Source organism: Bacillus sp. FJAT-27251 (assembly GCF_001273925.1).
GTDB lineage: Bacteria > Bacillota > Bacilli > Bacillales > Cytobacillaceae > Mesobacillus_B.
This window is the reverse complement of record NZ_LIGG01000001.1, coordinates 3,941,156-3,960,739: the sequence shown is the minus strand read 5'-3', so window position 1 is coordinate 3,960,739 and position 19,584 is coordinate 3,941,156. Positions and strand designations below refer to the sequence as shown.

Sequence of the window (19,584 nt, the reverse complement as noted above, 5' to 3'; positions counted from 1 at the left end):
GGAGGAGCAAACATGTGTGCGTTGAAAGTAAACGAGAATCAATTGCTTGCACAACTGGACCAACAACACCTTTGGCATGCCATGAACCGCCATACTGAAGGCAGCAATCCGATGATTGCCCAATCGGGGGAAGGCTCATGGTTCACAGATTTGGATGGCAATCGCTATTTGGATGGTGTATCTGGTCTTTGGTGCCTTAATTTGGGACACGGGCGGAAAGAAATTGTGGAGGCAGCCGCCAGACAAATGATGCAGCTCTCCTATTCCCCCCTTACTTTGAGCCATACCCCAGCCATCCAATTATCTGCTAAAATCAGCGAATTGCTGGGTGGGTCGTATAAAACTTTTTTCTCAAACAGTGGCTCGGAAGCAAATGAAACCGCATTCAAAATTACCCGGCAGTATCATAATCAAAATGGACAGCCTGGCAAATATAAATTTATTTCAAGATACCGTGCCTATCATGGTTCCACCCTCGGGGCATTAAGCGCAACAGCCCAGGCAAATAGAAGGGTGAAATATGATCCCGGGATGCCAGGATTCCTCCATGTACCGCCTCCCTATAGTTATCGCTGCCCATTTGGAGAAGAGGTCAAGGACTGTGACAAAGTTGCAGCTGACATGATTGACCAGGTGATTCAATGGGAGGGAGCCGACACCGTTGCCGCAGTAATTATGGAACCATTTATTTCAGGAGGCGGCGTTATCATTCCTTCTCCGGAATACATGCAGCGCGTTGCGGAAATTTGTAAAAAGCATGATGTTTTGCTTATTGTCGACGAAGTAGTATCAGGCTTCGGGCGTACCGGGAAAATGTTTGGGTTCATGCATTCTGAGGGTGTTCAGCCCGATATTGTCACCATGGCAAAGGGATTGACGAGCGGTTATCTGCCTTTGGGCGCGACGGCTGTAAGCACACATATTTATGAAAAATTCAAGCAGGAAGGCAAAGACAATCACTTTCGCCATGTCTCCACCTATGGAGGCCATCCAGCAAGCTGTGCTGTCGCATTGAAGAACATAGAAATAATCGAAAGAGAAAACATTGTCAGCAGAGTGGCGACGCTCGGAGAAAGTATCTTAGGAAAGTTAAAGGATTTGAGCACACATAAGAATGTTGGCGAAGTCCGCAATGTCGGTTTTCTGTATGGAATCGAGATGGTCGAGGATAAGGATTCCAAACAGCCAGCCTCGGACGAGTTAATGGCCAAAGTAATCGGCTTTTGTAAGGAGAAAGGTCTAATCATTGGCAGAAATGGAGATACCGTTCCGGGCTATAACAATGTGCTCATCATTGCCCCTCCGCTTTCGTCAACGGAGGAAGACCTCAGCTTTATCGTTCAGACTGTTAAAAATGCCATAAACGAGATTTAGAGGACCAGTTTCTTGTTTGTGCGAAATACTTTCAAAATCCACTAGTTTATAAAACGGGAAGGGAAGTGCTGTAAATGGCAAAACTGGAAAAAGAACTAGCAAATATCGAGACAAAAAAGGTGAAAATGACCCCGAGTGAGGCAATCGTGGAAACACTTGTCCAGGAAGGCGTTACCCATATATCCGGGATACTGGGCTCCGCGTTCATGGATTTATTGGACCTTCTGCCGACTGCAGGCATCCGGTTTATCGGGGTCAGGCATGAACAAAGTGCGGCCCATATGGAAGATGCCTACACCCGGGTCAGCGGGGTTGCTGGTGTTGTCATCGGCCAAAACGGACCGGGAATCACCAATATGGTTACATCGGTTGCCGCCGCAAACCAGGCGCACACACCAATGGTAGTCATTTCCCCGTCAGCAGGCACTCCTACCGTGGGCTGGGACGGGTTCCAGGAGTGCGATCAGGTTTCTGTGTTTAAAGCAATTACAAAGGAAACCGTTCGAGTGACACACCCTAGCCGTGTGGCCGATTGCCTGAGAACGGCCTTCCGAATTGCTTATGCAGAAAGAGGTCCAGTACTCTTTGATATTCCACGTGATTATTTTTACGGAGAAATTGAAGATGTGATCCTCAAGCCGCATCAATACCGTGTTGACAACAGGGGCTGCGGATCTTTGGAACAGATCGGAGCAGCGGCAGAGCTGCTGGCTTCGGCCCAAAATCCGGTCATCATTTCCGGCAGGGGTGTGGTGGATTCAGATGGAATTGAGGCGGTGAAAAAGATTGCCGACCACCTGACCATTCCTGTGGCCGTCTCGTACATGCACAATGATGCTTTCCCTGCCAATGATCCCTTGGCTGTGGGCCCAATCGGATACATGGGCTCGAAAGCAGCAATGAACACGTTAAAGGATGCCGACGTTGTCCTGGCTATTGGCACCCGGCTGTCCGTGTTTGGAACATTGCCATGCTATGATATTGATTACTTCCCGAAGTCGGCAAAAATTATTCAAATCGATATTAACCCACGAAATATTGCCAGGACACATCCGGTCGAAATCGGAATCATCGGTGACGCAAAAGCCGCTGCTATCGAAATTGGCAAAGCTTTAAAAGAAAGGGTGCCTAACCGCCGGCTAAACCAGGAGAGAATGGCCAAGGTAGCCGATGAAAAAGAGAAGTGGGAAAAAGAACTTGTAGACCTGGCTATGGTGGATGGAAACCCAATCAATCCGCGACGCGCGCTTCTGGAGCTGACTAAGGTGCTTCCTGAAAACACGATAGTTACTACGGATATCGGAAATGTATCATCTACTGCCAATGCCTATTTGAAATTCAACTCTGGCCGGCAGCACATCGCTGCACTGACGTTTGGCAATACAGGCTTTGCCTATCCTTCTGCTCTGGGAGCAAAGTTGGCCAATCCACACAGCCCGGTTGTGGCCATTGTGGGGGATGGCGCTTGGGGAATGAGCCTGCATGAGGTCAGCACGGCGGTTGAAGAAAATATTCCAGTTGTCGCCTGCGTTTTTAACAATAATGCCTGGTGTGCAGAAAAGAAAAACCAAGTAGATTTTTATAATAACCGTTTTGTTGGTGCAGACATCCAGAATCCCGATTTTGCCGAGGTTGCCAGATCGATGGGTGCCCAAGGAATCAGCGTTAATCGGCCAGAAGACGTTGGTCCTGCAATCCAAAGGGCCATTGAGTCAAATAAACCGACTGTCCTTGACATTCAGGTGGATGGAAGCCAGTTGGCTCCTCCTTTCCGGAAAGACGCCCTTAAGATGCCGACACGCCTATTGCCAAAGTATGCCCACCTTGATCATAGAAACTGGTAAGAATCACGTTAGAGGAGCTTAATAGATTGAACATTAAGCTCCTTTTCTTATAAAATCGCTTTCTATATAGTATGAAATATTAGGAGCTATTGGAAGAATGAATTGCACCTTTAATTATCGGAATATTATAAATTTAAAAGGAGGAAGTTGATGAGCTGGTATTTTGGATATATCCTTGCCTATTTTATCTTCATGTTTGCTGTTGGAATCTATTACTTTACGAAGATCAAGACCTCCGATAGTTACCTTATAGCTGGATGGAATATGGGTTTTTGGAATATCGTCGGGACAATTATCAGTACTAATTGCGGGGCAGCTGTTTTTATCGGCTGGATTGGTATGGGATTTACCATGGGGGTTTCGGGTTTCTTTAAATTTGCTTTGCCGGCCATGATGGTCAGTATGCTGCTGATTTTTTTCTTTAGCCGGCCTTTGAGACGGCAAAAGCTGTATACTCTCGCAGATCTCTTTAGTGAGAGATTTGGCTCCAGGACAGGAATTATCCCTTCGGTGCTGTCAGCCTTCATCTATTCCGTCCCAACCACGGCCTTACAAATTGTAGGAATGAGCACGGTCTTCAGTATTGCCTTCAAAATTGACGTAAAGACAGGGATCCTATTATCCTTTGTCCTAATCTTGGGTTTTACTATACTGGGCGGTCTGGTTGCAACCATCGTAACGGATGCTATCCAAAGTGTCATCCTCATAATTGGGATCATTATGCTAGCGTTCGCGGCCCTGCAGTTCGGCGGCGGTTTTGACTATATCATCAACAATACACCTAATGACTACTTAACTCCTCTCGGTGCAAATGGGCTGGGTGATGTCCTGCTTTTTGCCATATCAGTCGCTCCTTTTTATCTGGTATGGCAGTCCACATGGCAGCGGATTTTTGCATCAAGAACGGAAGACATCGCTATTAAAGCTGGATTAACAGGGTATATGATCACCTTATGCATATCAGTCCTTCCATACAGTATCGGAATAATGGCCCGCCAGTTCGTCCCTGCCGATATTCATCCTGACTTAATCTTTTCATATGTAACGGTGGAAATGCTCCCGCCATATTTAGGGGGAATCATCCTTATCGGGCTCCTATCGGCACTTATGACAGGCGCAGATTCCTTTATTCTTCAAGGCAGTTCGAATATCACACAGGATTTGTATCACCGTCTGATTAACCCCCGGGCAACTGAAAAACAGATGATGTTCGTCTCGCGTTTAAGCGTGGTAATCATATCGGTATTAGCCTTGATGGTTGCGTTTGTGTTAACAGATATTGTCAGTATGTACCAATGGGCTTTAAGACTATCGGCTACAACACTTGTTTTTCCTTTTCTGGCGATTATGTTCTGGAAAAGAACGACCAATGCCGGTGTGGTTTCCAGTATGATACTCGCCTGTACAACAACCGTTTTTTGGCCTCTGCTTCAAACGGGTGTGGATCAAACCATCCCGGGGTTTATCGTTTCACTCACTATTCTGGTACTTGTCAGCCTTTGGACCAAGCATTCGCCTTCTGAAAATATCAGGGCCGTATATTGGGAGGATCTTCCTTCTGCTCAAAGAAACATGGAACCGATTGACACTGTTGAAGACAAAGTTGTTTGATAGGAGGGGTCCAATTGAATTCACTAATCATTAAAAATGCTAATATTATTACTCTTGATAAGCAGAATACCAGAGCAGAATCCTTGCTGATCCGGGATGGAATCATTGAACGGATCTGGAATACATCAGAACCTGACCCTGCTGATTCTAAGGAATGTGCTGGTGTGGAAGTATTGGATCTGGAGGGAGGGGTCCTGCTTCCGGGTTTTATTGATACCCACAGCCATTTGCTCATGTATGGCCAAATGTTAAATTACGTGGATTGCCGTTCACCATTCAATAAAAGTATTGAAAACATTAAGGCCCGAATCAGTGAGGAGGCGGCTATAAAATCATCGGGAGAATGGATTCTGGGCTGGGGATATGATGATACACTCCTCTTGGAGAAAAGGCATCCGACAAGGAAGGATTTAGACATGGCGGCACCCGATCACCCTGTCTTTATCCGCCACATCTCGGGACATTTTGGCACGGCCAACTCCAAAGCGCTGGAGATGGCGGGAATTGGAGAAGATATCGTTAACCCGCATGGAGGCTATTTTACCAGAGATGAAAACGGCCAGTTGGATGGAGTCATCCATGAAATTCCTGCTTTAGAGTATATCTTCCCCTTTTTGCCATCCCCGACTAATGATGAACAAATATCGAACATAGAAAATGCTGCTAAGGAGTATGTATCTCAGGGGATAACGACCTGCACGGACGCTGGAGTAGGGCTTGACAGGGGTGAAGAGGAATTAAATGCACATATCGCGGCAATTAATTCCGGCAAAAATCCCATGAATATGAGATTGATGATTCTCCACCATTTATTAAGGAAAGACGGCCCATTTTCAGGATATACTTCAGACCAGTTAGATAAGGAATTAAAAAGGCGCACCCAGAATAAAATCTCACTGGACAGTGCCAAACTGTTCCAGGATGGATCCATTCAAGGACTGACTGGCGCTTTAAGGGAACCGTATTTCTGTGATGGAACAATAAAAGGGGAACTTCTTCATGAACAACAGGCGTTTACCGAGGAAATGCTTGACCTTCATAAAAGGGGGTTTAGAATCGCCATTCATGGCAACGGGGACCGGGCGATAGACTCCATCCTTGACGCCTTTGAAGCAGTTTTGTCCAAAAGTCCGAAGGCAGACCATCGGCATCGAATTGAACATGTGCAAACAGCCCTAAACGAGGATTTGGACCGGATGCAAAGGCTTGGAGTGGCAGCCTCGTTTTTTATAAACCATGTGTATTTCTGGGGAGAACGCCACCGAAGAATATTTTTGGGGCCAGAGCGGGCCTCCAGGATAAATCCATTGTCAGCTGCAGTTGAGCGTAACTTGCTATTCACACTCCATTCTGACTGTCCTATAACACCAATATCCCCACTTTTCTCGATCTGGGCGGCCGTGAATAGAGTGACAAGTGAGGGAAAAGTGCTGGGAGAAAATCAAAAAATCGATGTGCTGGAAGCTTTAAAATCGATGACATCCTACGGTGCGAGGTTAAACTTTGAAGAAGAAGTTACAGGTACAATAGAAATTGGAAAGCGAGCAGATTTCGTGGTCCTTGATAAAGACCCGCTCACTTGTCCGAAAATGGAAATCAAAGATATCGGGGTGCTAAAGACAATTATCTCGGGAGAAGTAGTTTGGCAAGCAGAGCAAAAGACCTATACAAACTCCTGAAAGTAAGAAAACAAGGTGTAATGAAAGGAAGGAATTAGGGGCAAAACGGACAAACCCTATCCGGATTTACACTTGTCCCCAATCTGTAATTGTTAATTCGCAATGCAGGCAGGTATTGTTCTATCCTAAAAAACAAACCGTTAACCTGGAGGGATAGCATGGAAGAGAGGGTGCAGCTGGAAAAAACGTTTAAGCCGCAATGGATTTGGGCAATCGCCTTAGGATCAGCTATTGGGTGGGGAGCATTTATTTTGCCGACTTCATGGATGGGGAAGGCGGGGCCTTTGGGGGCCATTATCGGTTTAGGCATTGGTGGTTTGCTTATGATGGTAATCGCTGTTAGCTATGGAGTGTTAATTGAGAAATATCCTGTTTCAGGAGGAGAGTTTGCCTATGCCTATATCGGTTTTGGCAGAAACCATGCTTTTGTATGCGGATGGTTTCTGACCCTGGGATATATTTGCATCGTGGCACTGAATGCCTCCGCGCTGGCACTACTGGGGAAATTCCTGCTGCCTTCAATTACGAATGTCGTTTTTTTATACGAGATTGGGGGATGGGAAGTGTATTTGGGGGAGGTTGTGATTGCGACAGCTGCACTTCTCCTTTTCGGGTATTTAAATATAAGGGGAGCTTCGATCTCGGGAAGACTTCAGTACCTATTCTGTATTATCCTGGTTGCGGGAGTTTGCCTGCTTACCATCAGCATGCTGCTCAGCCCTGCAACCGACCTCGCTAATATGCGGCCATTTTTCAAACCTGAAATTCCTGCATTGACAGGGATAATCGCCATCATCGCGATTGCTCCATGGGCCTATGTCGGATTCGACAATATCCCGCAAGCGGCCGAAGAATTCAACTTTCCTCCCAAGCAAGCTTTTAAGCTGATTATCTACTCGCTAATTTTTGCCTTCGCCTTGTATTCCTTTATGGTAATTGCAACAGCAGTCGCCATGCCTTGGCAGAATCTGGTGCAAGGGCAACCGGTATGGGGAACAGGTGATGTAATTTCGGATACCCTTGGGGCAATCGGGGTGATGCTGCTGGCAGTCTCTCTCTGTATGGGGATATTTACTGGCTTAAACGGCTTCTATGTATCTTCTAGCCGGCTAATGTTCGCCATGGGAAGGGCAAAGGTTTTGCCACAAGTATTTTCGAAGCTTCATCCTAAATACAGGACACCCTATTTTGGTATCTCTTTCAGCTGTGCCCTTTGTATGCTTGCACCATGGTTCGGGCGTCCAGTATTATTATGGATTGTAGATATGTCTGCAACAGGAGTCACGATTGCCTACTTCTACACTTGCATGACCGCTTATAAGAAATTCAGCTGGAGTGAATCAGGACAGCTAGATGGAATCACCGCAGGGCCAGGAAAGAAACTAGTGGCCCTTATGGGAGCACTTAGCGGAATAGGATTCTTAGGGTTGCTGCTCTATCCCGGCTCTCCCTCCGCTTTAGGAACCCCATCCATGATTGCCCTAGCTGTATGGACTGCTCTCGGATTTGCCTTTTACCTGCTAAAAAGAGCCGAATTCAACCAAATTCCGAAAGGCACGCTTGATTATTATATCCTGGGAAAAGCCATTCCCGAACCGCCTTCTACCAAATATGCTGAACAGCTTCCGGTGAAAGTGGATCTGTAACCAGAACACCCTCTACTAAGATTGTAAGTTAAAAAGCTTATCAACACGTGAATGTTGACAGGCTTTTTAGCGGGTTAATCACCTGAAACATATAGAGCACGGAACCAGTAGAGATTGAGGGTAAGTAAAGCAGTTGTACGGTTTCTCGTGCATCAATTGCTATAATCGAAGTATCTTATATTTCCCGACCGTTTGGTGGTACACCGCCAGCGGTTTTTTTATTTTAGAAGCCAACTCATATTCAAATTTTCAACATAGAAAAATGTATATTTCTGGATGAAACCATGATATAAAGAATCTAAAACAATTATAAATAGGGGGATATACATGAAGTACGGGGCCATAATCCCAGCCGTAATCCTTGAACTCGCTGCTGTTTATTGTGTTCATATGGCATTGACCTTGAATCAAGGGACCGCGCCTTTCATCCTTCGAATTATAGCGGCATTAATATTGGGGTATTTCGGCTATGTTTGTTATAGGGACTTTCAAAAAACCAGGGAAACCCATTTAAGGAAATGGTGTGAAAAGGACCGTGAAAAGGGAGTTTTAGTGTATGCCCTTATTCACGGGGTATTAGGTTATGGCATACCAGTGGGGTATATCTCCTGGGTGCTGCAGACCGAATTTGAATATACTCAAGATCCATTGCTGTTTTCTGCAATTTTAACGTTAATCCCATTTTCCCTTATGGGCTTTTTTATTGGATGGTACACCTGGTCTCAATTAAAGAAAGAAGCGGAAAAATTAGGACTGTGTTAAAAGGGCCACACACAGTCCGTTTACCTTACTTCTCTATTAATAGACGAAATTCTGCCTCTGTTTCGTAGTGGGTGACTTCCAGATTCAAAATGAACTTCAATATGTCGTCTGCGGCATGCTGATTTGAGAAGGTTCGCTGGGATTGAATGATTTGCCTGAGTTTCTCGCTGTCATTGATGAGCAAATCTGATAATGAATCTCGTATGTCATTCGGATTTCTGCATACAATCCCCAATTGATTATTTTCCGCAAACTTCGGATTATCGGCTTCCTGGCCAGGCAGCGCCCCCGTGATGACAAGCGGGGTGTTTGAGGCAACCGCTTCGTACATGACATTGGGGCTCGCCCTGGTAAAAATAAGATCGGAATGGAGCATCAATTGATGGATCCTCTCGGTAAAGCCATAAATATGAACCCTGTCTCCGTATCGCTTCTTTAAGGATAGCTCCAGATTCGATTTCAGTTTCTCGTTTCGTCCTGCAACAATGCGGACATTGCAGTCAAAATGATCGAGGAGATTTTTGGCGATTTTCTTCATGTTTCCTGCCCCTTCGCCGCCGCCCATGACCAGGCAGCTCAAGGGTGCCGTTGGATGAGGACCCGTTTTTTTACTGCTGGTTGCTGGATAAAACCTGGAACGGACAGGCAAGCCGAAAACACCAATTCGGCCGGGAGATATCCCATATTTTCCGATGCACAATTGTTTAGCTTCCATGGTTGGGCTAATGATAAAATCGGCTCTTTTATCCACCCATAGCGGGTAAATATTGACCAGGTCGGCAATATGGACGACAAAAGGAATTTTAATCCTCTTCTTCTCCATGATGTTTAGTACAGACCCTACAAAATTGGGGTGGACGGACAAAATAATATCCGGCTTCAGCTCCTTTACAAGCGCCAGGAACTTTTCTTCAATCAAGGCTTCGACCAGATGGTCCACAATGGAAGGGGCCATAGCGGACAAATTCCATATCACATTCCATAATGATTCAGCTCTTCTCGTAATCGGGCCATAAGCTTTTCCGATCTTCTCCAAAGCCCTGCCACCCAGCGAAAATCCATCCACCACATGGATCTCGGCATGGCGGTATTCCCCAATTTTTTCAGATAAGGCCTCAGTTATGCTCTTATGCCCATGTCCAGTGTATTCTGAAGAAATGATAAGAATCTTTTTCGTCATTTTATCAGCCTCTCGTCAATGCCTTATATGACTGCATAATATCAGAAGCTCACGGGTTTTTTATCGTTTCAACAGAATCTTAATGCGAACTTTACATGGTTTTCCTGGAGCGAACAATTCGTTAACGATTTTTACTTAAGAAGCCATCCTGACACTAAAAGGAGGACAATTGGTGGGAGACAGGAGTTGAAATATCTACTAAAATAACACTATTGATAAAAAAGGGAGATTTTCGAATGTTAGAGCCATTTATTCATGGATTTATCCTGGCACTGGGACTCATTCTGCCAATTGGTGTTCAAAATGTATTTGTTTTTAATCAAGGGGCGCTTCAGCCGCGTCTAGTTAAGGCACTGCCGGTTGTGATTACCGCATCTTTGTGTGACACCCTTCTTATATTGGTGTCGGTTTTGGGTGTTTCGCTCCTGGTCTTAGGGTCATTCTGGCTGAAAACCATTCTTTTAGGGGCAGGTATTATCTTTTTGATTTACATGGGCTGGACGACCTGGAACAGCGAGACAGGCAGTGGAAAAGATGAAGCTTCGCGGACGTTTTCGCTGAAGAAACAAGTACTCTTCGCTGCATCTGTTTCGCTGCTCAACCCGCATGCCATAATGGACACGGTCGGGGTCATCGGACCAAGCTCATTAAAATACGAGGGGGAGGAAAAGGCGATTTTTACCGCTGCATGTATCCTTGTTTCGTGGATTTGCTTTTTGGGGCTGGCCATCATGGGAAGAATAAGCGGGAAGCTCGATAAATCTGGTAGGTTTATGTTGATATTGAATAAAATATCCGCTATCGTCATGTGGGCAGCAGCCGTTTATCTAGGAATCTCGCTGATTCAGCAATAGTCTGGGGTGGTGGCTGTTCGAAGGTGGAGGTGATTCGGACTGGGCTTCTGGTTTGGGTTGGAAAGTTGTCCGAATGCGGGGGTCATTCGGACATGACCAGGTGTATTTATGGGAAAGTTGTCCGAATGAGGGGTTCATTCGGACTCGAACTCAGGTTTTCGTTGGAGAGCTGTCCGAATGCAGGGTTCATTCGGACTCGAACTCAGGTTTTCGTAGGAAAGTAGTCCGAATGAATGGTTGATTCGGACTCGGCTCCTGGTTTTCGTAGGAGAGTTGTCCGAAAGCTGGGTTGATTCGGACTCGACCTCAGGTTTTCGTTGTAGAGTTGTCCGAAAGCTGGGTTGATTCGGACTCGACCTCAGGTTTTCGTTGTAGAGTTGTCCGAATGAATGGTTGATTCGGACTCGGCTCCTGGTTTTCGTAGGAGAGCTGTCCGAATGCAGGGTTGATTCGGACTCGAACCCAGGTTTTCGTTGTAGAGTTGTCCGAAAGAGGGGGTGATTCGGACTCGAACCCCGGTTTTAGTAGGAAAGTTGTCCGAATCCAATTTTCATCCGGTTTCAACAGTCACTTAGTTTTAAATTCGTGTGGGAATCATCTTCTTCGGAACTTATCACATTAAAACAATTGAGGCCGATAAGCACTCAGTAGCTACTCTAAAGGTTGAAGGGGGAGAGGTTAGTATATTGGTGAAGATGAATAAAAGTGTGACGGTGAATTTATTAAAAGAGAAATGCCCACCCTACATACTGTTCAAATTTTTATTGTCCAATACAACCACCTTTTCAGTTGTTGTTCTTCCAACCTTTTTGGTATACTCCACTACCTTCATAACATCGTTACAACACTGTTTTGCACCGATTACAAGTAATGGCACACCAATGAAATCCAATCCTAGTCCCCTTGAGAAAAAGCCCCCCATTGTCATCGCAAAAGGAACAGTTGGCGAAGTATTGGAGAAAATGATCCTTTCCTGGTTGTTGTTTTTGTCTAGAAGGATTAAACAAAGATCTTCCAAAGCCGGAATAACCAGTTTTTCTCTTTTTCTTCCTATGGTATAGACCGGATTTCCTTCATCATCAATTCCATGAAAGAAAATCTTCCCGAAGTCTGCTTTGGTTAATTTGTTAAAGTAGTTAACATTCAATATTTCTTCTTTAGTCAATTTCCGGTCCGTCGGCAATTGCTTTAAATGATAGGCTGCAGCTAGTGAAGTACTATGTGTTCCAGCGTAATCATCATATATGTAAATCACAGAATCATCCTCTTTTATCTAAAGGTTATCATTATTGTTACCATAACCAACAATATTAAAAAGGAATTAATACAAGGATTAAGCTTTTTGTGTAAGCAAACGGTTATGAGTAGAAGGATAATACAAATAATAAGGCAGCAAAGGAGTAGTGAGTAAAATGGAGGATCAACATTCAAAAGAAGTCCAGGCAGTTTATAAGGAGCTAATAGAGGCGTGGAATCATCAAAACGCACGCGGAATGGCAGATTTATTTGCAGAAAACGGTGAAAGCATTGGTTTTGATGGAAGCGAGTCAATAGGCAGAGAACAAATATTTTCGCACCTGGATCCCATCTTTGAGCACCATCAAACGGCCCGATTTGTCAGCAAAGTAAAAAATGTGCACTTTTTAAGTTCGGACATTGTTATGATCAGAGCCATTGCCGGGATGGTTCCGCCCCAGTCATCCGACATTAATCCTAACGTAAATACGCATCACACTCTTATTTTAGTAAAAAAGGATGGAAATTGGTGCATCCAACTATTCCAAAATACACCTGCCCAGTTTCACGGCAGGCCGGAATTAGTGGAACGGATGACACAAGAGTTAAGGGATTTGTTAACATAGGAAGGGTGACAGAAGTGCCGCTATTTTGTTAGGCCAAATTTTTAAGGCGGCTGTCGAGTTTGATTATTGTCCGATCTGTGTCATTATTAATTGAAAGTCTTTTTACATTATGAACGAAGGAGTCGATGGTTTGTGGAAAAAGTTACACCTTTTTTAATGTTCCAGGAGGGAAATGCGGAAGAAGCCATGAATTTTTATACTTCACTAATAGAGGATTCGGAAATTATGAGCATCACCCGGTATGGAGCGAATGGACCTGGGGACGAGGGAACGGTGATGCAGGCCACCTTCTCCTTAAAAGGGCAGGAATTTATGTGCATTGACAGCAATGTGAAGCATCAGTTTTCGTTTACCCCTTCCTTCTCCATCTTTCTTACTTGTGATTCAGAAGAGGAGCTGGACAACCTTTATGAGAAATTGCTCGAAGGCGGCCAGGCGCTTATGCCAATTGGCAATTATGGGTTCAGCAAAAAGTTTGGCTGGATCAATGATCGCTTCGGAGTCTCTTGGCAATTGAATCTTCCGTTGTAAATTATTAGTTTTTAAACCACAAGGTAATCAGTTAATCTCAAAAAGTGCACCAGAGAATGATGCCATACATCATTCCCAAAGCCCAATTTCCCGCAGTAACAATGGGAAATTGGGTTTTTCTTTTGAAAAACACTCAAAAAGGGCATGTAAATTTAATTGTTGTTGTATCCACAATAGTGTATGATACATAGTATAAACCATATAGTGTATGTCATATAGTATATAAAATTGAGGTGGGTGAATGAGTACTTTACTAAATTCGTTAACGACAGAGCTAAGGAGAGGGACGTTGACATTAGCCGTTTTAAGTCAATTGCGAACACCGCAGTATGGATATTCCCTTGTTCAATTATTGGAGTCATCAGGAATTACTATCGATCAAAGCACCTTATATCCATTGCTTCGGCGTTTAGAAAAGCAAGAGCTGGTAACGAGCAGTTGGKATACATCGGAAAGCAGGCCCCGGAAGTATTATGTTTTAAGTGAATATGGCCTGGAGATCTTTTTGCAGCTAAAAGAGGAATGGATCAGTAATTCGAAGATACTTTATGGTTTATTAAAAGGGGATGGGGAAGATGAACTTGATTGAAGTGTATATTCATGAAGTCACTCGCAGACTGCCTGAGAAAAGCCGTGCAGATATTGCTCTCGAGCTGCGTTCAACCATTGAGGATACATTGCCTGATGATTATAGCGAGAAAGATGTTAAGACGGTCCTTGAAAAATTAGGCAATCCGGCAGCATTAGCGAGCAGGTACCGGGATCAGCCTATGCATCTTATAGGCCCACGATACTTTGATGTATATGTTTCGCTATTGAAAATGATTTTGCCAATTGCGGCTGTGGTCGCGCTGATTTCCATGGTTGCGGAATACTTTATTGGTTACAGTGGGGAAGATGCGATTGTAAATATTGTTCTCACCATTTTAGGGAAAGGAATAGCGATGATCATCGAAGTGGGAATTCAAGTCTTTTTCTGGTTAACCCTCACATTCGCAGTAATCGAACGAACGGATAAAGGAAAAGATCAGGTGCCCTTATCATCCAGCCTTAAAAAATGGACACCTGATGATTTGAAAAACATCGCTTATATTCCTAAGAAAAAAGCAATCTTAAAGTGCGAGGTATTTGGAAGCTTAATGTGGACGGCGATTTGGGCGAGCCTTTATTTTTATGCGGATCATCTTATGGGCATTTATAGAAACAGCGGAGATGGGCTTGAATTCGTCATCCCAGCATTAAATCAGGAAGTTTTACTTCGGTATTGGCCAATCGTGATCATGATCATCGCACTCGAAATTGGCTTGGCTCTTTACAAATTATTCAAAGGGCAGTGGACAAATAGAATGGCTGTCTTTAATACGGCTCATGAGCTATTCGCAACCATTGCATTCATTGTTATACTAACCAATCCCAACTTAATGAACCAGGAATTTATATCGTACATGAGTGAATTATTTACAATAACAACCAGGCAATTTGAAATCTGGTTCATTGGCGGCGTGATCATTATATTTATTTTATCTGCGGTCTTCAATATATTCGATGGGTTCCGCAAGGCTAGAATTCGTTAATTTTCTCATAAAAAATAAGACCCTTGGAAAATCAAGGGTCTTTTCGCAATCTAATGATGAGCCTTCTCTAGAGCCAATTTAATTCCAAAACCGATGAGGATCGTGCCTGTGATTCCTTCAATCATATTTTGTGTTCGAGGCTTTTTCATAAAAGCACTAATCTGGTCAATCAGGTAGACATAAAGGAAAAACCATACCGCCGTCAATACCGTATAAGTGAACCCCATTATAAGAAACGGTACAAAATTATTGCTGCCGGAATCCACGAACTGGGGCAAAAAGGTTAAGAAAAAAACAGCCACTTTCGGGTTTAGGATATTGGTAAGAAACCCTTGTTTAAAACAAGAGGTATTTGCGAACTGGCTTTTTGCGGTCAATTCAACGCTTGCTGCTTGACCTTTCTTCATCGCCCATAAAGTCTTAGCCCCCAAATAAATGAGGTAAACGGCACCGACGTATTTGAAGACGGAAAACAAAAACGATGATTTCACAATGATGGCTGAAAGTCCGAGTACAGCAGCAGAAGTATGTATAAGAAGAGCACAGCAAGTACCCAGAGCTGTTTTAAGTCCTCCGGCTCTCCCTAAGCTGATCGTATTTTTTGTCGCGATGGCCGTATCAGGACCGGGTAAAATAATGAGAAGGATGCACATAATGACAAACAGATAAAAATTTTCCATTTTATTACCCCCTTATGTAATAAGTTTTAAGTTTGCAATTCTTATAATGTATTATAAATAATTCGGGTTTGGATGAATATACAAATTTGTTGGTTAAAGGGATGCTGCGGGGGTAGTCAGCACCAACATCAACCTTACTGATCAAAGTCATCTATGAATGACAACCCTGGTACCAATTTTAACTTTAGCCGATAAATCCAGAACATGTTGATTAAACATTCTAATACACCCATGTGAGACATCCTTGCCAATTGAAGCTGGGTTGTTTGTTCCGTGTATACCATAATGGGGCTTTGATAATCCCATCCAAAGCACTCCAAATGGTCCGCCGGGATTTGGTTGTTTATTAACAATCGTATAGGTTCCATAGGGTGTTGGTGATAATATTTTTCCAACCGCAATGGGGTAGGTTTTTATCAGTCTGTTTCCATTAAAAAGTTTTAATTGGTGTTTTGATGTAGAAACATCAATCCAATTTACCATGAAAACCAACTCCTTAATTTTCGAACATTATATGAAGTAATGCAGTCATTTGTTAATTGGCGGTAAATACATGTAAGTTATTGAACAAGAAATATAAAGTCAATACTTAAAATTAAAATGTAGCATTGGTGAAATGGAATCGTATTAATTACAAAAAAATAAAGGAAGAAACCAGTAGGCTTCCTCCTTCAATGCCACTTCTTAGCGAGTGTTTTATAATATTCTTCCCTGATAGCTCTTCTATCCAGCAGCTGCTGGATTCTTTTTTGGTTAGCTTCGGACATCGATTTTTCTTGGTCATTCAAAAGAAAATTGTGATGATTGATAAGGCTTCCTTTAAGTGCTTCATTGACCCTGTCCGAATCGTAGGCACAAACAGAGAGAAGTTTTTTGTCATTTACAATGATACAAGCTTCTTTTTCAGAGTTTGATAATTTTTTATGCACTTCAGCCTCATCTCCCCATTCTACGTGAGCCCAGCTTAGGACAGAAAATCCTTCCTCTGAATAGCCTTCAATTAATTTGGGGAGATATTCGAAGATGGAATTACATTGAAAATCTCCCTTAACATAATAAAAATCATAATTATTGATGATCATCACTTTATTTAGTTGGTCTTTGCTCAGCATAGGTGCAAGATGTTTTTTCAGCATTAGATTTATTCGATCATTTTCAATTATTAGTGAATATTGATTCTGTTCCAAGCCGCACATAACAAAGTCCACTACATTTTTAATATACTTTTCTAGGTTTTCGAAAATATATAATATATGTCCCTCGGTAAGGTTTTTAAGGTGCTTGACCGTTTTAAAATGCGTTTTCTCCAATACAGCACCCCATTCTACTTTCAACGACTTTCTTCATCTTAAACCAGTAAAAAAAACTTCCCTCCGTTATTTGGGAGAAGTATAGCAACAAGGTCCTCTTAAATACCTTTCAGCTACATATATATTAAAGCATACCACTGATTCGAATTAATTGTATGAAAATTTAGAAAAAAGGTTAATATGGTGGATGCATCACTGGATTTCGTGAAAATTCACGTGTAAAATTAATATTCAATATGATCATAATATTATGTTTTTAAAAAAGGGGGATATTATGATTCAAGGTTCATGGCGGGCGTTACTGTGGATCGGATTGGCTGAATTATGCGCATTAAGCTTATGGTTCAGTGCTTCGGTTATAGCTCCCGAACTAATTCAGGCTTGGAATGTTAGCTCCGACTCGGAAGCCTGGCTGTCTGCTTCTGTTCCAATGGGTTTTGTCATAGGTGCATTAATCAGTTCCTATTTGGGGATTGCGGATCGTTTTAATCCCCGAAGGGTTCTTGCACTTTCAGCGTTCCTGGGCGCCCTAGTGAATGTCTCACTTATACTGGTTGAACATGCTTTTTTCGGTATCCTGCTTAGGGTCTTAACTGGTGCGGCACTTGCTGGTGTCTACCCGACAGCTGTAAAAATTTTATCACAATGGTTTCCGAAAAAGCGCGGGCTTGCAATTGGAATCTTAATTGCCGCATTAACTTTAGGCTCCTCTTTGCCACACTTTATTGTTATCTTTTTTTCATCTTTAAATTGGAAATTAGTGATTATTTGCAGTTCAATATTGGCCCTGCTGGCTGCTATCATTGTGAATTGGGTTTTAGAAGATTCTCCGGAAGCAACAAAAAAACAACCTTTCTCTTTTAAATTAATAAAAAAGGTCGTTTGTAATAAACCAGTCATGCTTGCGAACTACGGCTATTTTGGCCATATGTGGGAATTGTATGCGATGTGGACTTGGATTCCGATTTTTTTGACCGCAAGTTTTTCAAGCTATTCACCAGGGATATCTCCTTGGTTCATTGCATTGTCCTCTTTTGTGACAATAGGAATTGCAGGGGGAATTGGCTGTGTAGTTGGTGGCCTGGTTTCTGATAAAATCGGAAGAGCCAACCTAACGATTATCTCTATGTTAATCAGTGCTATTTGCTGTGTTTTGATTGGTTTTACTTTCGGCCAATCGATTTGGTTAACCCTTCTTCTTGCTATTATTTGGGGAATGTCTGTCATCTCGGATTCTGCCCAGTTCTCCGCCGCCGTTTCCGAAGTTGCAGAAGTGGAATATGTGGGAACAGCCTTGACTTTTCAAATGTGCATTGGTTTCCTCATCACCATATTTTCGATAAACCTGATCCCGATTATTCAAAGGATTATTGGCTGGGAATGGGTATTTGCTTGTTTAGCAATCGGACCGATTCTCGGCATCGTATCCATGGTAAAATATAAACGCCATGAAGTTAGAGTGGAAAATCGGTCATTTTAAACCCATGATCCATGTGGTGCTTCTTAAATAAGTGGGCATTTATCTTGGTAAAAAAATGTTTCTGGACAGGTAACAATGCTTTGATAAAAAAGGAGGAAAAAAATGATCCTGGAAGCAGTAATGCTGCAAGTTAAGGAAGGCAAGGAAATAGAATATGAAGAAGCATTTCGTGCTGCATCAAAAATTATCTCTTCGATGAAAGGGTACATATCCCACGAATTGCAACGATGTTTGGAAGTTGAGGGGAAATACTTATTGCTGGTTCAATGGGAATCTTTAGAAGCCCATACAGTTGGATTTAGAGAATCCCAGGAATATCAGGAATGGAAAAAGCTACTGCATCATTTTTATTACCCATTCCCAATCGTTGAACATTTTGAAAAAGTTCAGCTTTAATTGTACCGCCTCGAAGATTCTGCAGGGGCGAGCTTGATTAATTGTATTTGTTTACGGAAAAAACTAATACGAAAAACAGGATGAGGGGTTTACTTGATTAGAAAAATCGACATTCGCAATAGCAAAAACGCTGAAGCTGTTTTAAAGATTCAATTACCAGCCTATAAAGTAGAGGCGGAAATAATTGGTTCTTATGAAATACCAGCACTAAAGGATACCATTTATACTTTGCAACATTGCGGAGAGACTTTCTTTGGTTATTATGTAAATGAAGAATTATCCGGAGTAATATCTTTAAAAGCAGATGATGAATATGTTGATATACATAGATTAATTGTACATCCAAACCATTTCAGAAAAGGAATTGCCCAGCTGCTTTTAAATTTCATAGAAAGTAAGTTCACGGTTGAAACAATAAAAGTAGCGACAGGTTCTAAAAATATTCCAGCAGTGAGTTTATATGAAAAAAATGGATTTCGAAACATGAAAGAAGTCATTATAAATGAAAAACTATCCTTAACCTTTTTTGAAAAGAAAAGGTAATTGTCTTATTGAAGTAAAGGGGGGGAACCTGCACAGCTGTTCCAGCTTCACTATCGTTGGGGCCCAACTTGGCATGGTTAAAAAGAACATTTAGAGGAATTGGGAGAGGTTTCATTATCAGAAACGAGCACTCCTTATTCGATTTGAGTCAACCATACATCTAAAAGAAGCTATTTTTGCCAATACCCCTTGGATTTAGTGTGATTTTCTTCATTGGCATACCTGGCGGCGTATCAGATAATACGAGTACTCGTAATA

At 42.7% G+C, this 19,584-nt stretch carries 18 protein-coding genes; 13 read left to right on the top strand and 5 right to left on the bottom strand.

The window, feature by feature from the left end:
* The first annotated feature begins 12 nt into the window (after nt 1-12).
* From ADU22_RS18560 to ADU22_RS18540, 5 genes are all read left to right on the top strand, one after another.
* Nucleotides 13-1,374: an aspartate aminotransferase family protein gene (locus ADU22_RS18560; protein ID WP_053363495.1), complete on the top strand. Its 1,362-nt coding sequence runs from the start codon at nt 13-15 to the stop codon at nt 1,372-1,374.
* A 74-nt stretch (nt 1,375-1,448) separates the two neighbouring features.
* On the top strand, nt 1,449-3,218 hold the full coding sequence (gene xsc / locus ADU22_RS18555; protein WP_053363494.1) for a sulfoacetaldehyde acetyltransferase: 1,770 nt from the start codon (nt 1,449-1,451) through the stop codon (nt 3,216-3,218).
* A gap of 150 nt (nt 3,219-3,368) precedes the next feature.
* Nucleotides 3,369-4,829 carry a sodium:solute symporter family protein gene (locus ADU22_RS18550; protein WP_053363493.1) on the top strand — a complete coding sequence of 487 codons (1,461 nt, stop codon included), beginning with the start codon at nt 3,369-3,371 and terminating at the stop codon, nt 4,827-4,829.
* Nucleotides 4,830-4,843: 14 nt separating this feature from the next.
* Nucleotides 4,844-6,508, top strand: coding sequence for an amidohydrolase (locus tag ADU22_RS18545; RefSeq protein ID WP_053363492.1), 1,665 nt, complete (start codon nt 4,844-4,846; stop codon nt 6,506-6,508).
* A gap of 158 nt (nt 6,509-6,666) precedes the next feature.
* Nucleotides 6,667-8,154: an APC family permease gene (locus ADU22_RS18540; RefSeq protein WP_053363491.1), complete on the top strand. Its 1,488-nt coding sequence runs from the start codon at nt 6,667-6,669 to the stop codon at nt 8,152-8,154.
* A gap of 787 nt (nt 8,155-8,941) precedes the next feature.
* Here the strand turns inward: ADU22_RS18540 and ADU22_RS18530 are convergent.
* Nucleotides 8,942-10,096: an MGDG synthase family glycosyltransferase gene (locus ADU22_RS18530; RefSeq protein WP_053363489.1), complete on the bottom strand. Its 1,155-nt coding sequence runs from the start codon at nt 10,094-10,096 to the stop codon at nt 8,942-8,944.
* A gap of 236 nt (nt 10,097-10,332) precedes the next feature.
* On the opposite strand from ADU22_RS18530, the gene ADU22_RS18525 reads away from it, so the two are divergent.
* Nucleotides 10,333-10,950: a LysE/ArgO family amino acid transporter gene (locus ADU22_RS18525; protein ID WP_053363488.1), complete on the top strand. Its 618-nt coding sequence runs from the start codon at nt 10,333-10,335 to the stop codon at nt 10,948-10,950.
* A 742-nt stretch (nt 10,951-11,692) separates the two neighbouring features.
* On the opposite strand, the gene ADU22_RS18520 is transcribed toward ADU22_RS18525, so the two are convergent.
* Nucleotides 11,693-12,205, bottom strand: coding sequence for a DUF3189 family protein (locus ADU22_RS18520; protein WP_053363487.1), 513 nt, complete (start codon nt 12,203-12,205; stop codon nt 11,693-11,695).
* A 157-nt stretch (nt 12,206-12,362) separates the two neighbouring features.
* Between ADU22_RS18520 and ADU22_RS18515 the strand changes: the two genes are divergently transcribed.
* The 4 genes from ADU22_RS18515 to ADU22_RS18500 all read left to right on the top strand — a co-directional run bounded on the left by ADU22_RS18515 (nt 12,363) and on the right by ADU22_RS18500 (nt 14,917).
* Nucleotides 12,363-12,812, top strand: coding sequence for an SgcJ/EcaC family oxidoreductase (locus ADU22_RS18515; RefSeq protein WP_053363486.1), 450 nt, complete (start codon nt 12,363-12,365; stop codon nt 12,810-12,812).
* 132 nt (nt 12,813-12,944) lie between these two features.
* Entirely contained in the window at nt 12,945-13,343 is a 399-nt protein-coding gene (locus ADU22_RS18510; protein WP_053363485.1) for a VOC family protein, read from the top strand.
* Between the two features lie 241 nt (nt 13,344-13,584).
* Complete coding sequence (locus ADU22_RS18505) at nt 13,585-13,932, top strand: PadR family transcriptional regulator (protein ID WP_053363484.1); 348 nt, start codon at nt 13,585-13,587, stop codon at nt 13,930-13,932.
* On the top strand, nt 13,919-14,917 hold the full coding sequence (locus tag ADU22_RS18500) for an HAAS signaling domain-containing protein (RefSeq protein WP_053363483.1): 999 nt from the start codon (nt 13,919-13,921) through the stop codon (nt 14,915-14,917). The genes ADU22_RS18505 and ADU22_RS18500 overlap by 14 nt, the downstream gene beginning before the upstream one ends.
* A 50-nt stretch (nt 14,918-14,967) precedes the next feature.
* On the opposite strand, the gene ADU22_RS18495 is transcribed toward ADU22_RS18500, so the two are convergent.
* From ADU22_RS18495 to ADU22_RS18485, 3 genes are all read right to left on the bottom strand, one after another.
* Nucleotides 14,968-15,597, bottom strand: coding sequence for a LysE family translocator (locus tag ADU22_RS18495; RefSeq protein ID WP_053363482.1), 630 nt, complete (start codon nt 15,595-15,597; stop codon nt 14,968-14,970).
* Between the two features lie 147 nt (nt 15,598-15,744).
* Nucleotides 15,745-16,080, bottom strand: coding sequence for a L,D-transpeptidase (locus ADU22_RS18490; protein ID WP_053363481.1), 336 nt, complete (start codon nt 16,078-16,080; stop codon nt 15,745-15,747).
* Between the two features lie 188 nt (nt 16,081-16,268).
* On the bottom strand, nt 16,269-16,931 hold the full coding sequence (locus tag ADU22_RS18485) for an MEDS domain-containing protein (protein WP_231687913.1): 663 nt from the start codon (nt 16,929-16,931) through the stop codon (nt 16,269-16,271).
* A gap of 250 nt (nt 16,932-17,181) precedes the next feature.
* Here ADU22_RS18485 and ADU22_RS18480 point away from each other — a divergent pair, with 250 nt between their 5' ends.
* From ADU22_RS18480 to ADU22_RS18470, 3 genes are all read left to right on the top strand, one after another.
* Entirely contained in the window at nt 17,182-18,387 is a 1,206-nt protein-coding gene (locus tag ADU22_RS18480) for an MFS transporter (protein ID WP_069188014.1), read from the top strand.
* Nucleotides 18,388-18,489: 102 nt separating this feature from the next.
* Nucleotides 18,490-18,783: an antibiotic biosynthesis monooxygenase family protein gene (locus tag ADU22_RS18475; RefSeq protein ID WP_053363480.1), complete on the top strand. Its 294-nt coding sequence runs from the start codon at nt 18,490-18,492 to the stop codon at nt 18,781-18,783.
* Nucleotides 18,784-18,876: 93 nt separating this feature from the next.
* Nucleotides 18,877-19,326, top strand: a complete 450-nt coding sequence (locus ADU22_RS18470) for a GNAT family N-acetyltransferase (protein WP_053363479.1) — start codon at nt 18,877-18,879, stop codon at nt 19,324-19,326.
* Nucleotides 19,327-19,584 lie beyond the last annotated feature (258 nt).

Coding starts and splice junctions, on each gene's coding strand:
- ADU22_RS18560 (WP_053363495.1), top strand. CDS start 13: ATGTGTGCGTTGAAAGTAAACGAGAATCAATTGCTTGCACAACTGGAC.
- xsc (WP_053363494.1), top strand. CDS start 1,449: ATGGCAAAACTGGAAAAAGAACTAGCAAATATCGAGACAAAAAAGGTG.
- ADU22_RS18550 (WP_053363493.1), top strand. CDS start 3,369: ATGAGCTGGTATTTTGGATATATCCTTGCCTATTTTATCTTCATGTTT.
- ADU22_RS18540 (WP_053363491.1), top strand. CDS start 6,667: ATGGAAGAGAGGGTGCAGCTGGAAAAAACGTTTAAGCCGCAATGGATT.
- ADU22_RS18530 (WP_053363489.1), bottom strand. CDS start 10,096: ATGACGAAAAAGATTCTTATCATTTCTTCAGAATACACTGGACATGGG.
- ADU22_RS18525 (WP_053363488.1), top strand. CDS start 10,333: ATGTTAGAGCCATTTATTCATGGATTTATCCTGGCACTGGGACTCATT.
- ADU22_RS18515 (WP_053363486.1), top strand. CDS start 12,363: ATGGAGGATCAACATTCAAAAGAAGTCCAGGCAGTTTATAAGGAGCTA.
- ADU22_RS18500 (WP_053363483.1), top strand. CDS start 13,919: ATGAACTTGATTGAAGTGTATATTCATGAAGTCACTCGCAGACTGCCT.
- ADU22_RS18495 (WP_053363482.1), bottom strand. CDS start 15,597: ATGGAAAATTTTTATCTGTTTGTCATTATGTGCATCCTTCTCATTATT.
- ADU22_RS18490 (WP_053363481.1), bottom strand. CDS start 16,080: ATGGTAAATTGGATTGATGTTTCTACATCAAAACACCAATTAAAACTT.
- ADU22_RS18480 (WP_069188014.1), top strand. CDS start 17,182: ATGATTCAAGGTTCATGGCGGGCGTTACTGTGGATCGGATTGGCTGAA.
- ADU22_RS18475 (WP_053363480.1), top strand. CDS start 18,490: ATGATCCTGGAAGCAGTAATGCTGCAAGTTAAGGAAGGCAAGGAAATA.